Source organism: Microcystis sp. M20BS1 (assembly GCF_020245305.1).
GTDB classification, from domain to species: Bacteria; Cyanobacteriota; Cyanobacteriia; order Cyanobacteriales; family Microcystaceae; genus Microcystis; species Microcystis ichthyoblabe_A.
On sequence record NZ_JADBUZ010000188.1, the window covers coordinates 1 to 12,632 of the forward strand.

General features: G+C 42.8%; 14 protein-coding genes and 1 pseudogene. 11 read left to right on the forward strand and 4 right to left on the reverse strand.

Annotated elements, in window-relative coordinates; all coding sequences use genetic code 11:
- The first annotated feature begins 295 nt into the window (after nt 1-295).
- The 4 genes from IM507_RS18555 to IM507_RS18570 all read left to right on the forward strand — a co-directional run bounded on the left by IM507_RS18555 (nt 296) and on the right by IM507_RS18570 (nt 4,265).
- Nucleotides 296-970, forward strand: a complete 675-nt coding sequence (locus IM507_RS18555; RefSeq protein WP_123230217.1) for a TIGR04283 family arsenosugar biosynthesis glycosyltransferase — start codon at nt 296-298, stop codon at nt 968-970.
- Nucleotides 971-1,087: 117 nt separating this feature from the next.
- The gene (locus IM507_RS18560; RefSeq protein WP_002732557.1) at nt 1,088-1,798 is read left to right on the forward strand and encodes a superoxide dismutase; all 711 of its coding nucleotides are present in this window, start codon (nt 1,088-1,090) and stop codon (nt 1,796-1,798) included.
- A gap of 2 nt (nt 1,799-1,800) precedes the next feature.
- Complete coding sequence (thrB, locus tag IM507_RS18565) at nt 1,801-2,718, forward strand: homoserine kinase (RefSeq protein ID WP_287637498.1); 918 nt, start codon at nt 1,801-1,803, stop codon at nt 2,716-2,718.
- 173 nt (nt 2,719-2,891) lie between these two features.
- Entirely contained in the window at nt 2,892-4,265 is a 1,374-nt protein-coding gene (locus tag IM507_RS18570; protein ID WP_002752229.1) for an HD domain-containing phosphohydrolase, read from the forward strand.
- A gap of 223 nt (nt 4,266-4,488) precedes the next feature.
- On the opposite strand, the gene hpnH is transcribed toward IM507_RS18570, so the two are convergent.
- A complete protein-coding gene (hpnH, locus tag IM507_RS18575; protein ID WP_069475179.1) occupies nt 4,489-5,505 on the reverse strand; it encodes an adenosyl-hopene transferase HpnH in 1,017 nt (338 codons plus the stop codon).
- Nucleotides 5,506-5,781: 276 nt separating this feature from the next.
- On the opposite strand from hpnH, the gene IM507_RS18580 reads away from it, so the two are divergent.
- Both IM507_RS18580 and IM507_RS18585 read left to right on the forward strand, forming a co-directional pair.
- On the forward strand, nt 5,782-6,381 hold the full coding sequence (locus IM507_RS18580; protein WP_002731690.1) for a DUF1517 domain-containing protein: 600 nt from the start codon (nt 5,782-5,784) through the stop codon (nt 6,379-6,381).
- Nucleotides 6,338-7,270, forward strand: a complete 933-nt coding sequence (locus IM507_RS18585) for a hypothetical protein (RefSeq protein WP_287637499.1) — start codon at nt 6,338-6,340, stop codon at nt 7,268-7,270. The genes IM507_RS18580 and IM507_RS18585 overlap by 44 nt, the downstream gene beginning before the upstream one ends.
- A 291-nt stretch (nt 7,271-7,561) precedes the next feature.
- Here the strand turns inward: IM507_RS18585 and IM507_RS18590 are convergent, their stop codons facing one another.
- A complete protein-coding gene (locus IM507_RS18590; protein WP_287637501.1) occupies nt 7,562-8,074 on the reverse strand; it encodes a phycobiliprotein lyase in 513 nt (170 codons plus the stop codon).
- A gap of 61 nt (nt 8,075-8,135) precedes the next feature.
- Nucleotides 8,136-8,804: a HEAT repeat domain-containing protein gene (locus IM507_RS18595; RefSeq protein ID WP_002733567.1), complete on the reverse strand. Its 669-nt coding sequence runs from the start codon at nt 8,802-8,804 to the stop codon at nt 8,136-8,138.
- 511 nt (nt 8,805-9,315) lie between these two features.
- Between IM507_RS18595 and IM507_RS18600 the strand changes: the two genes are divergently transcribed.
- Both IM507_RS18600 and IM507_RS18605 read left to right on the forward strand, forming a co-directional pair.
- Complete coding sequence (locus tag IM507_RS18600) at nt 9,316-9,543, forward strand: DUF2281 domain-containing protein (RefSeq protein ID WP_002734460.1); 228 nt, start codon at nt 9,316-9,318, stop codon at nt 9,541-9,543.
- 74 nt (nt 9,544-9,617) lie between these two features.
- Nucleotides 9,618-9,926, forward strand: coding sequence for a type II toxin-antitoxin system VapC family toxin (locus tag IM507_RS18605; RefSeq protein WP_036394832.1), 309 nt, complete (start codon nt 9,618-9,620; stop codon nt 9,924-9,926).
- 216 nt (nt 9,927-10,142) lie between these two features.
- Here the strand turns inward: IM507_RS18605 and IM507_RS18610 are convergent, their stop codons facing one another.
- Nucleotides 10,143-10,949: a creatininase family protein gene (locus IM507_RS18610; RefSeq protein ID WP_123230214.1), complete on the reverse strand. Its 807-nt coding sequence runs from the start codon at nt 10,947-10,949 to the stop codon at nt 10,143-10,145.
- 376 nt (nt 10,950-11,325) lie between these two features.
- Here IM507_RS18610 and IM507_RS23585 point away from each other — a divergent pair, with 376 nt between their 5' ends.
- From IM507_RS23585 to IM507_RS18620, 3 genes and pseudogenes are all read left to right on the forward strand, one after another.
- Nucleotides 11,326-11,505: a hypothetical protein gene (locus IM507_RS23585; protein WP_306307484.1), complete on the forward strand. Its 180-nt coding sequence runs from the start codon at nt 11,326-11,328 to the stop codon at nt 11,503-11,505.
- Nucleotides 11,506-11,910: 405 nt separating this feature from the next.
- Nucleotides 11,911-12,096 (forward strand): hypothetical protein, encoded by a 186-nt coding sequence (locus IM507_RS18615; RefSeq protein ID WP_042790318.1) that lies wholly within the window; start codon nt 11,911-11,913, stop codon nt 12,094-12,096.
- Between the two features lie 167 nt (nt 12,097-12,263).
- A pseudogene (locus IM507_RS18620) lies at nt 12,264-12,632 on the forward strand (photosystem II q(b) protein); the annotation flags it as partial.

The following is a 12,632-nucleotide window of genomic DNA, read 5'->3' on the forward strand; positions in this document are numbered from 1 at the left end:
AAGGTTACATGATATCAGCCAGACTTGGAAACTATCTCATCAAATTAGTCCCCCCATAGAACCCCCTTGAGCCATCTTGCACACTTTTCTCTTTTTGTCAAATTTTATGTTAAGAAAGATGTGACTAATGGATAGCCTTATTAAGGGGGGCAGGGGGGATCAGAGGCAAAATCTATCTTCTATTTAATTATAACTACTTACTTATTACCAATCCCAATCAATTCCTCGGTATCTGTAGGAAAATTTACCCGATGGTTGCCCCTAAATCCTCTGACTTTAGTTAGTACAAAACCTCATGAATTATCTTAGTATTATCATTCCGACTCTTAATGAGGAGTTAAGAATTGCAGCAACGTTAAAACAGATAGGTGAAGGAGTAGAAATTATTGTTGTCGATGGGGGAAGTACAGATAAAACCAGAGAAATAGCTGAAAAATTGGGAGCAAAAGTAATTATTTCACCGAGTAAAGGTCGTGCATTTCAGATGAATTTAGGAGCCAAAATAGCGAAAGGAGATATTTTGTTATTTCTGCACGGAGATACTTTACTCCCCCAAAATTATCAAGAGCAAATTATCAATACTTTATCTCAATCTGGGATAGTAGCGGGGGCTTTTGAATTAAAAATTGATGGAGAGGAAAAAAACCTGCGTTTAGTGGAAAAATTAGTTAATTGGCGTTCTCACTGGTTTTCTCTTCCCTACGGAGATCAAGGAATATTTTTAAAAGCCTCAATATTGACCGATTTAGGGGGGTTTCCTGAGTTACCAATTATGGAAGATTTTGAATTAATACAAAGATTGAAAAAAAGGGGTAAAATAGCCATAGTTTCTACTGCGGTGATTACCTCAGCAAGACGTTGGCAAAAATTAGGAGTTGGCAAAACTACCTTAGTTAATCAATTAATAATTATTGGTTATTATCTAAAAATTCCGCCGCATTTGTTGAAAAATTTTTATCGTTTATGGTAATTAGGGAGAACTACCACTAGATTCTGATTACTTCTGGGAGTCTGTCGATAAAAATTTTTGTCTCCCGAAGTACCGATCGATAGGATAATTGATCATTGTAACATCTGCTCTGAGAATATGTCTCTCGATCGCCGTCAATTTCTTTATCTTTTAGGTGCCACCCTTGGCACAGCCACTCTTGCTGGTTTGAAGCCTCCGGCCTTTGCTGCTACTGGTCCCTATGGTCTTATTGCCCTACCCTATAGCTATGATGCCCTAGAACCTTATATCGATAAGGAAACGATGCAATTTCATCACGATAAACACCATGCAGCCTACGTTAATAATCTCAACACGGCAGTGGCAAAATATCCAGAATTGCAGAAAAAAACAGTAGTAGAATTGATTAAAAATCTTGACTCTTTACCCGCCGATATTCGCACCACTGTCCGCAATAATGGCGGCGGCGATCTTAATCATACGATGTTTTGGCAGATTATGTCCCCCGATGGCGGTGGCGAACCAACAGGAGAAATAGGAGCGGCAATAATCGCTAAATTTGGCAGTTTCGAGGAATTTAAAAACGCTTTCAACCAAGCAGGTACTAAACTTTTTGGTAGTGGTTGGACATGGTTGGTTTTAAATAAGTCAGGACAACTAGAAATTATCAGCACTGCTAACCAAGATAGCCCCCTAATGATGGGATTACAGCCAATTATGGGCAATGATGTTTGGGAACACGCCTATTACTTAAAATATCGTAATCAACGGGCTGAGTATTTAAAACAGTGGTGGAATGTGGTTAACTGGGAGGAGGTAAATCGCCGCTATCTTCAGGCAAAAGCTTAACCATGACAACTTTTACGGTAACAGTTCCCGCTACCACTGCTAATATTGGGCCCGGCTTCGATTGTCTCGGAGCGGCCTTAACCCTATATAATCAGTTTACTTTTACCCTGCTGCCGGCAACGACAGCTAACCCTGTCAGCATTATTGTCAAGGGGACTGAATCAGCTAAAGTTAGCCAAGGTGCTGATAATTTAATCTACACTTCTTTTTTGCAAGTTTATCAAAAAATAGGACAGAATCCGCCCCCTATCGCCATCGAGATCGGTTTAGGGGTTCCCCTGGCTAGAGGTTTAGGTAGTTCTGCCACTGCTATTATCGGTGGGTTAGTGGCTGCCAATCAATGCGCGGGAAATCCTTTATCTATGGGGGAAATCGAAGCATTAGCGATCAACTTGGAGGGCCATCCAGATAATGTGGTGCCGGCTTTGCGGGGCAACTGTCAGCTATCGGCAGGTGATAGCACAAATTGGGCTATTTGTCAAGTATTTTGGCAAAAAAATCTCATTCCCGTCCTAGCGATTCCCGATTTTGAACTGGCTACGGCAAAAGCTAGGGCGGTTTTACCCGAAAAAATTAGCCGTCAGGAGGCTATTTTCAATATTTCCCGCTTGGGTTTATTATTGCGGGGATTAGAGACGGGTAACGGCGATTGGCTGAGAATTGCCCTAGAGGATAAACTGCATCAACCCTATCGCCAATCTTTGATCCCGGGTTACGAAAAGGTGAAAAAAGCCGCCATTAATGGGGGTGCTTACGGGATGGTAATTAGTGGCGCAGGTCCGAGCCTATTAGCTTTAACTAACCCCGACAATGCCCAAAAAACAGCCACAGAGATGACCAATGCTTGGGAGGAAGTGGGGATTAACTCCAGTGCCAAAATTTTGGCTTTAGATACCCTAGGGGCCCAAGTAAACTGTTAAGCCTCCAATTTACCTGTTAAGAGTCCCTGACATTTGAGATAAAATTAAGTAAAAAGCTATGAGGAGTCAGTCATCAGTCATCAGTAATCAGGAGTCAGAAATCAGGAGATTATTTTTATTTATTCTCCCCACTCCCCACACCCCACTCCCCACTCCCCCTAATCTTGCCACTTATGACCGTAGGATCCAGCTTACAACAGTTAAAAATAGCTTCATCGGGAAGATTACCCAGCAGTTACGGGGTCTATTTTAAGAATACCCTGGTGGCCCTCTGTCATGCTCTTGAAGATCATATTTTGCAAACTAGCAGCCCAGACAGTACAAATAAACCACTGGTTTTAGTCACCTTTCAACAGGGAAAATGGTATTTACAGGAAGCAGAGCGCTATTTAGATATTGCTCGCTCTTCTCGTCATATTGCGATCGCTGCCGTGGCCGATAGTGGTTTTTCTGAGCATAAAACCGGCAGTTTAGAGAATGTTTCGCTAGTGAACTTAGATAATAGCGATAGTTTGGTGAATGAGTGGAATTTAATCATTCTTTCCCCCGATTACGCCTCCATGGTACTCTGTCATGAGTTATCCCCAGAAGAATACCGGTCCGATAGTCAACCCCAAATAGACACGGAGCGAAAATTCTACGGTTTATGGACATTCGATCGCGATTTAGTTGAAAAAGCCGCTAGGATCTTAATTGAGCGTCTGCATCCCTATAATCCCAGTCTAGCGGCCGATTTAAGCAGACAACAGCAGGAAATTAGTCAAAATATTAATCCCATTCCCACGGATTTAACCGGAGTAGTCTCTCGCATTGTCACCTATCTGCAAACCAGTCAACAGCAGTTAGTCACCGTCAGCAGACAAGCGCGAGAATTAAGCGACTTAGAAGGACAAGCATCCCGTTTAAATAAAAATTTAGCCGCTAATAAACTGCAAGCTTTTCTAAGAATGGCCCAAAAAGTCGATGAAAGAGATATTGATAATCCCCTTGCTTCCCTACAGGTGGCCGCTTTAGCGGAAATGTTGGGACAATTGCTCGATTTACCCACCCTGAGATTACGACGCTTACGATTAGCTGGTTTATTATACCGCATCGGTCTAGCGGAGGCTCCGATCGAAGTTTTTAGACAGCGTGCCAGTCAGTTAGAGGGAGCAAATGCGTTATTTTGGCGGGATCGATCGGTGTTAGGCGCACAATTACTCGCCACTATGCCCGAATTAGCCCCAATTCAACAGATTATTTACCATGAGTTTGAATACTGGGATGGTAGCGGGGTTCCCAACGGTTTAAAAGGGGAAGAAATCAGCCTAGAGTCGCGAATTTTAGGATTATCAGCCTATTTTCAGGAATTAACTCAACCGCGAGGCGACCGACTAGCTCTAGATTTAGGAGAGGCCCTAGAGCGCTGTCAAAATTATAGCGGGATTCGTTTCGATCCCGCTTTGGTAGAAAAATTAAGTTCGGTAATTCGTCTGTGCGAAATGGGGTGGATGCAATTACCCGATCGCCCTAGTCAAGTCCCCGCCGTCTGGTTAGAATCAGTTTAGGATTAGGGTCTGCTGAAAAAGTTTTTCCTGGGGGTAGGGTGTGGGGTGTGGGGTGTGGGGTGTGGGGTTTTACCCATTTTCAGGGGGTCAATTACCTAATTTTCAGGGAAAAAGAGCCTAAATTTCCCCCCCCGATCCCCCCAAGGTCTGGCACTTTTTGATGGGAAAAAAGTCTAAAATTCTTATCCAACAAGGTTTTTAGATTTATTCAGCAGACCCTAGATTAGACTCCGATTAAACTCTGCATGGCACGTCTCATATTAGCCGGTTTAAAAGCTGCCATGGCCGCGGTCGGTTCATAGCCGCAATGTACCATACAATCGGCACATTGAGGATTGCCACTAGCCCGACCGTAGTTATCCCAATTGGTTTCTGCTAAAAGTTCCCGAAAGCTTTTGTAATGACCTTCGTTGAGCAGATAACAGGGTTTTTGCCATCCTAAAAGACTATAGCTAGGACTACCCCAAGGGGTGCATTCATAGTCTTGTTCACCGATGAGAAAATCGAGAAAGAGAGGATTATGGTTAAAATTCCACTTTTTCTGACCTGATTTCCAGGGTGAGAGAATTTCTCGGAATAAAGCTCTAGTTTGCTCCCGTTTCAAGAAACTATCTTGATCCGGGGCCCACTCATAACTGTAACCGGGGGAAATCATCATGCCATCGATGCCCAAAGTAGCAAGAAAATCGAAAAATTCCTGCATTTCTCGCGGATCTGTGCCTTCAAAAACCGTGGTATTAGTAGTAACCCGAAAACCTCTCGCTTTCGCCGCTTTAATCCCTTTTACTGCCTTATCGAATACTCCCTTTCGATCCACACAGCGATCGTGATGTTCTTTGAGACCATCCAGATGGACACTAAAGGTAAGATAGGGTGAAGGAGTAAATTTATCTAGGCTTTTTTCCAATAACAGGGCATTGGTACACAGATAGACGAATTTTTTTCTGTCCACTAACCCCTTGACAATTTCATCGATTTGTGGATGTAAAAGCGGCTCACCCCCGGGGATGGAAACCACGGGAACTCCGCATTCTTCCACCGCTGCGAAACATTCTGCCGGGGTAAGATGATTGCGGAGGATTTCCGGGGGATGTTGAATCTTGCCGCAGCCAGTACAGGCTAAATTACAGCGAAATAGGGGTTCTAGCATTAAAACTAAGGGAAAACGCTTTTTTCCTGCTAGACGCTGTTTCAAGATATAGGAAGCAACCACTAAAGCTTGTTGTAGTTGGACAGCCATTTGCTCACACCAATAGGATTCTAAGTCATTATAGACTGTTAACAGGACATCAAGGCATAGAACCCTAGAAAATGGCAAAATAAATAAAAGCTGGTGGCTTTTTTGGCTGTTTACTTGATTATCATCTTGATCTAGCTGATGGCTTCAAGACTACTGACTTGAAAGTGGGAAGTGGGAAGTGGGAATTGGGAAGAATAAATAAAAAAAAGTCTCCTATCTCCTGACTACTGACTCCTAACCTTAACGACAATTTTTGATTTTTACCAGAGGTCTATTATGAGTTCTTTAGGCGATCGCTTCAAGAAATTTGCGGGTAGAACTCGCTATGTGGTCTGTCGCTTATTTTTGCATCTCTACGGCCAAGAAATCGCACCGCTGATCGGTATTCTTAATCGTGCCGGCCGGGAGGCGATCGATTCCGAAGGCGATTTAGAGGTCATGGGAGAGGGTTTAGTAGAAATTTGTCAAAATCTGCTGCAGATGAACCTCTATTGGTTTTCTGTGGCTAATGAGGGCGATGTTTTTTGGCATGAGGGGGAAGCGGGAGACTACGTTAACGAACTGTTTACCGATTCCGCGGCCAGATACCTAAGTGAATCGGTGTCTTCACAGTTGGGGGAAAACGAACCCTTAACTTTACCCGTCACCGATAACTTAGTTGTTATGATCACAATAGCCTTCGAGGGTGAGAGTGCTGCTTTAGAAACTAGCCTAGCCGATCGAGAGGCCCTGGAAGATGGTTTAAAATCAATAATTAACCTTCACTACCAAGGTCGGCTGCGTGCGATTCAGGTACATTTTTCTCCTGCTCAATTGGGAGATGAATTGACCAATGAGCAACTATTACTCAATTTCCCCGAATTGCTGCCTTTATAGTCTTAATTTTGCCCTTATGCTGCGCCAAGTAACGACAATCTTTTTAATTCTTACCCTTTGTTGCACAACGGTGGCCTGTGGTTCCTCGTCAAATCAAACTCAGTCACCGTCAGCTAATAACAGTAATGTAAGACGAGAATCCAATCAGGTTAGTAGCGGTCGCTACGAGGTGCAACAAGCTACCTACGATGACGGAGATGGCACTTATACCTTAATGCTGTTAAACACCCCCGGGGGGACTTCTCCCCTCTTTCGCACCACTAACCTGCAAATGGCTAGATTAAGCGATGAAGCTATCGCTAAAGGGGAAAAAACCGCAGTAGAAATCAACGGTGATCAGGCTACCCTGTACATGACCGAAGATTTTAAAATTGAGTATGTCCATAATGTCACGGAAGTGCGGAACAATCCCCAAACCGGACAACAGGAAACCGTGGTGATTCGACAAGAATCGAGTTTTTGGAGTCCTTTTTTCGGTGCTGTTGCTGGTCAAGCTTTGGGTAGTTTGCTCTTTCGTCCTCAATACTACGTTCCTCCCCTCTATACTCCGGGGGGTGTGATGACCGGTTTTGGTGGTTACGGTTCCACCTATAATCAGGCAGTGGATCAATACCGGACTAAACATAATAGTCCACCTCCGGCAGTCAAAAACCGGCAAACTCTCCGTTCTACCGGCAATTTACGTCGTTATCCTAGCAATACTCCCTCTAGTCCCAATCGCAGCAGCACCACCACCACAAAACCCAGTGGTTCCGGTTATGGTTCCAGTACCCTGAAGAATTCGGGTAAATCTGATAATGTCAAACGTTCTCCTAGTTTCGGTTCCTCTGGTTCCCGTCGTACCCCTAGTCGCAGTGGTTTCGGCAGCAGCAGACGCGGCCGACGTTAGGAGGATTTGACTGGAGTGGTGGAAGATTAATCCTCTCTTCCCCACCTCAGAGATTGGGGATAGCAACTACTTAGAGTTTGCTGAATAAATCTAAAAACCTTGTTGGATAAGGTTTTTAGACTTTTTCCCCATCAAAAAGTGCCAGACCTTGGGGTGATCGGGGGGGGAAATTTAGGCACTTTTTCCCTGAAAATTAGGTAATTGACCAGATGAAAATCGGTAAAACCCTACACCCCACACCCCACACCCCACACCCTAACCCCACCAACAAACTTTTTCAGCAGACCCTACTTAAGAAGCAACCATTTTGCGAATTTCCGAATAGAAAACCGTTTGGCGATCGCCATTGGCCGACTGAATAATACTGGTACGCAATCTCAGATTAGGACTAGCAAACCAGATTCTTTCCTCGATACGATGGTGATTGTCCTCGATGGTTAAAGTTAAAGCTTGATCGCTTCTGAGATGATATTCTCCCAGCGCTGCCGATTTACCGACCGCTGTGATTAATTTTCCTTGCCAAGAATTTTCTGAGGGTAGCCAAACTAAATAGCTAGAACCGATTTTTTTCGGTTGTCCATAGTCCACGGAATTATCCCAAGTCGTTTTCCATCCCCCTAGATTCGCTTGGGACTGACAGTTATTTCCTAAACATAATTGCACCACATCGGCAGCATCGGCAGCCAGCAAATCGATGGTGATTTCTGCTTTATTATTGGCAACTTTTTGGGCAGCTAATTGATAACTGGTGCGCTGAGAAAACCATTTACCCGCACAGAGATTAATAAATTCTTGAATGTCCATGAATGGCTGTAGGCAAAGATCGATCGCTCTGGAAGAATAGATTATTTATTCTATCCTATACCTAGACGTTGGCCAATTTTTGCAAAGATAAACGGGCTGCTTCCCGCACTTGTGGATGTTCGTCCTTGACCAAAAATTTTAAGGCTGCGATCGTTTTTTCCGCCGGAAGCTGGCCTAAAGCTTCCGCTAATCGCTGCCGGATTAACCAGTCATCGGAGTTAACAAAGGTTAAAAGCTTCTCGACGGTTTCCACTGCTTTGATTTCCCCAAGAGCGGCAATAGCGGCCTGTTGAATAACCGCTTCGTTACTATCGAGAGCCGATAATAACACCTGTTTAGCCCGAATATCGCGTAAATTGCCCAAAGCGACGGCAGCACTGAAGCGGACTAACCATTGCGTATCTTCGTAAAAAGCTCGTTGTAGGGGTTCAAAAGCGCGAATATCTTCTAAATAACCTAAGGCCCCCGCAGCATCGGCGCGAATGCCATAATCGGCATCATTGGCTAACAAATCCACGAGGATAGGAAAGCATTCCTCGGTTTGTTTGACTCCCAAAGCAAAGACAGCCATCGATCGCACTGGCAGCATTTCATCATAAAGGACTTTTTTGATCAAGGGTACAGCTTCCTCCGGGGTCACTTCTCGCAGGGATGCCAAGGCCAGCAGACGATCTTTGGAGTTGCTGCTTTCTAACTGCAGGGCAATGGTTTCTATATCAGGCTTGCTCATTTTTGTCAATCACTTGTAATATTTCTTTAATTCTAACGCAATTTTTTCTAAGTCAGCAGCCCTAGTGGACTGAAACAGCTAATTTCTGTCTGTTACAGTGTTTCTCATAAAGATGAAGTGTAATCTAATTTGGTATGGAAGACCGACTCCCGAAAACGAAAACTTCGTACCTGCTCATTAAGATAACTGCTGTGGCTAATATCCTTAACAATAGGATTAATTTAGCTTAAACCTCCTGTAAAAGTAAGTTTTCGAGGTGCTATCGGCTCAAAATATCGAAAACCTCAGATAAATTTGACATAATCTTGGGTTTTATGGACGGGATAGTTGTTTCTTGTCTTTTTTCTCCTCCTCTGGACTGTCTCGGAGTCTCCTCACGGAAGATTTGTGATTTTTGCAGGAACTCTCTTAAACAAGTTGGGGAAGTGGTTCTACAAAAATTAACTTTATTTATGTTTAAAATGCTATCATGAAGCTTGCATCGTAGATTTCAGTATATATTGAGAAAACCATGACTATTTCTGGCAATAAAATTACAGAAAGCATTATTAACAAGCTACAGGAAATTCCTCTAGATAAACAAAAACAAATCTTAGAATATGTAGAAGCTCTCACGGAGGAAAAGGAGCCTTTATCTTCCCCTAAAAAACGAGTCTTTGGGTTGCATCAGGGAAAAATTTGGATGAGTGATGATTTCAATCAACCCTTACCCGATAATTTCTGGAATTTTGACTCATGAATATTCTCTTAGATAGTCACACTTTAATCTAATTTTCCCAGAATTCTCCTCAGCTTTCCTCATCAGCAATTAAGATACTAGAAGATAGAAATAATCTTCTTTTCTTGAGTTTGGTCAGTGTCTGGGAAATACAGATCAAAGTACAGTTAGGCAAATTAAATTTAGATATTTCTCTCTCGGAAATAGTTAAAGATCAAACTAAAATTAATGATGTGCAGATTTTACCCCTGAAATTATCTCATATTTGGACATTAGACACCTTACCTTATTATCACAAAGATCCGTTTGATCGTTTATTGATTTCTCAAGCAATTACAGAAAACCTAATTATCCTGGGTGTTGATTCTGTTTTCGATTCTTATCCTGTACAAAAAATATGGTAAAAAATGTCGTTTGTTTTCTTTTTATTACTGGTTACAAAATTTCTAAAATCTCAAAAATAAAGCTCATAATTGAGATTATATAGTTATGCTAAAAACTATCACTATCTGGTTAAAATTTTCTCTATCGATGCTAATAAAAGATAGTAATCAAATTCCCGAATTAAAGGAGAAGGGAGATGGAGTTTTAGACCTTGTAATAAAATTAACAATAGGCAGTTAATATAACTTCGGTTGACGGAATCGATAAACATCAATGATCGCCTGTACCCAACCATTAGCAACGGATTCTAATAATCGATCGCCTTTTTCTTTACTTGCATTAGTAGCATCTCCCATCACTCCACTTTTAGTTAATTCCTTAGTTAACCAAGCAAAGGGTAATTTTCCTTCCATAGTTAATAAACTATTTTCTGGCAAACCCTGGGGATATTCTCGGACAGCCCGCTCAATTTTGACCTGTTCTGGCAGTAATGATAACATAATGCTAGTTTCCACATCTCCTGCATGAATACCGTATTCTAATTCATATTCCGAGAATAATTCAGCCGCATTGTGGGGAACTCGCCAAGTGAAAAAAGGAAATACTAAAAAATCGGGATATTGTTGGTGAATATCTCTAGCGGCAATTTCCATAACTTGCGGTTGTCCGCCGTGAGAGTTCATTAATACTAACTTGCGAAACCCCGAACGATAGAGACTTTCAGCTATCTCTTGAATGAGGGTTAATAAGGTGGCTGCCGAGAGGGTAATCGTGCCGGGGAAAGACCAATGTTCGTTAGATTTTCCGTAGTAGAGACAGGGTAAAGCAAAGGCGGGAACATTTGTATTTAATTTCTCGAAAGCTTTGCCCAAAACCCCTAAACTAATGGCAGCATCGACAGCAATAGGGAGATGGGGTCCGTGTTGTTCGATCGCACCGATGGGTTGAATAATTACCACATTTTCCTTATCTAGCATTGAATCTATATCAGTCCAAGTAAGATAGGGAAAATAACGATGAGGGGGAATAAAACCGTGCATCATAATCCTATTGGGGGTGAGGGATTAGGGTTAAGTAGTCGTGCAAAACTAATTTCCTAGTCGAGACAGGAGACAGGAGATGGGAAATGGGAGACAGGAGACGGGAGACGGGATAAAGCTATTAGGGATCGGATTTGAGTTTTCAGTTCACTGTTTACTCACAGCAGAAGTCTGACGGAGTAGTGGCTTAGATGTGTAATTAATTGTGCTTAGATACTTATGGAAAAAATTACTGTTTATTTGGTAATTGTACCACTAATTCTTGGCAAGGTTGCCAATCATCTTCATCGGTAATGGTTGGACAAAACGAATCCCTATAGCAACAAAACCTGTTTCATTAATTATAATCTGCAATATCGTCGGCTCTTCTCGACCTTGTGTGATAAGTTTAAATTATATAAGAGCGATCAATCTTTGTGTCCTTTGTGTCTTTGTGGTTCGTTTCACTCGCTCGCCCGCAGGACTGTATCTTAGAATACATTTTACCCACCAAACCCAAGAGAGCCTATCGTCGGGCAAAAACACCAGGAGCGACTTGTTTTTTTACCCTTGTTACTGATCATCTTTAAGCCTTTTCTTTAAGTATTGTTGTTAATGTAGCTTATTATATCAGTTCTCACACCTGTGTGGCACATTTAAACCTTTGCTAATTAAGCTTTTCAACATCGATAATGTACCTCTTGCGAACAGGAAACGCTATAAGATCAGCGACCGCACTTAAACTCACAGCTTCAATGAATGTGCAGGGTGCGTTCCCAAAAATCTATCGGTGGAGTAGTATGAGCCATCTTAGGGAACGCACCCTACGGCTAAAAGGAAAAGGCGCTTCATGGTTTTTGGGTGGTATTGCCGTCCATTTTAAGGTGGTGAGGATGTCAACGGCAAAATTTCCGTAAAGAGGGTGATTCCCATTGATTAATATGTCAAGTTCCCTGCCGTAAAGAATCCATGGATACTTGAGGCAATGATGATTACAGAATTAAATATCCGGTTAGAGGCCCCCGAAAAAACAACCGATGAGATAAGACAACGCAAGGAAGCGATCAATCGGCAATCGGCCGAGTTTAACCAGTGGATGACCAGAATCAAAGCAAGACTAGATGCGATCGCTGGTAAGATCGAACGGGACAAGCGATCGCATCCGGCTTAAAACAAAAGGTGCTTCATAGTTCATTGTCGGTAGTGCGACCAACTAACCTAACATAACCTCAGCTTATCAATAGCATAAGTAACAATATCGTCAAACTTCTTTACAAACCGTTACATTACCCTTAAGATGAGAACATCATAAATCAATAAAACCGCACTCATAAACCAATGACCACCACCTTACAACAGCGCGAGAGCGCTTCCCTGTGGGAGCAGTTCTGCCAGTGGATTACCAGCACCAACAACCGTCTTTATGTCGGCTGGTTCGGTGTGATCATGATCCCCACCCTGCTCACCGCCACCACCTGCTTCATCATCGCCTTTATCGCCGCTCCTCCCGTAGATATCGACGGTATTCGCGAGCCTGTAGCTGGTTCTCTACTCTACGGAAACAACATCATCTCCGGTGCGGTTGTTCCCTCTTCCAACGCGATTGGACTCCACTTCTACCCCATCTGGGAAGCAGCTTCCTTAGATGAGTGGTTATACAACGGTGGTCCCTACCAGTTAGTCATTTTCCACTTCTTACTAGGTGTC

Coding starts and splice junctions, on each gene's coding strand:
- IM507_RS18555 (WP_123230217.1), top strand. CDS start 296: ATGAATTATCTTAGTATTATCATTCCGACTCTTAATGAGGAGTTAAGA.
- IM507_RS18560 (WP_002732557.1), top strand. CDS start 1,088: ATGTCTCTCGATCGCCGTCAATTTCTTTATCTTTTAGGTGCCACCCTT.
- thrB (WP_287637498.1), top strand. CDS start 1,801: ATGACAACTTTTACGGTAACAGTTCCCGCTACCACTGCTAATATTGGG.
- IM507_RS18570 (WP_002752229.1), top strand. CDS start 2,892: ATGACCGTAGGATCCAGCTTACAACAGTTAAAAATAGCTTCATCGGGA.
- hpnH (WP_069475179.1), bottom strand. CDS start 5,505: ATGGCTGTCCAACTACAACAAGCTTTAGTGGTTGCTTCCTATATCTTG.
- IM507_RS18580 (WP_002731690.1), top strand. CDS start 5,782: ATGAGTTCTTTAGGCGATCGCTTCAAGAAATTTGCGGGTAGAACTCGC.
- IM507_RS18585 (WP_287637499.1), top strand. CDS start 6,338: ATGAGCAACTATTACTCAATTTCCCCGAATTGCTGCCTTTATAGTCTT.
- IM507_RS18590 (WP_287637501.1), bottom strand. CDS start 8,074: ATGGACATTCAAGAATTTATTAATCTCTGTGCGGGTAAATGGTTTTCT.
- IM507_RS18595 (WP_002733567.1), bottom strand. CDS start 8,804: ATGAGCAAGCCTGATATAGAAACCATTGCCCTGCAGTTAGAAAGCAGC.
- IM507_RS18600 (WP_002734460.1), top strand. CDS start 9,316: ATGACTATTTCTGGCAATAAAATTACAGAAAGCATTATTAACAAGCTA.
- IM507_RS18610 (WP_123230214.1), bottom strand. CDS start 10,949: ATGATGCACGGTTTTATTCCCCCTCATCGTTATTTTCCCTATCTTACT.
- IM507_RS18615 (WP_042790318.1), top strand. CDS start 11,911: ATGATGATTACAGAATTAAATATCCGGTTAGAGGCCCCCGAAAAAACA.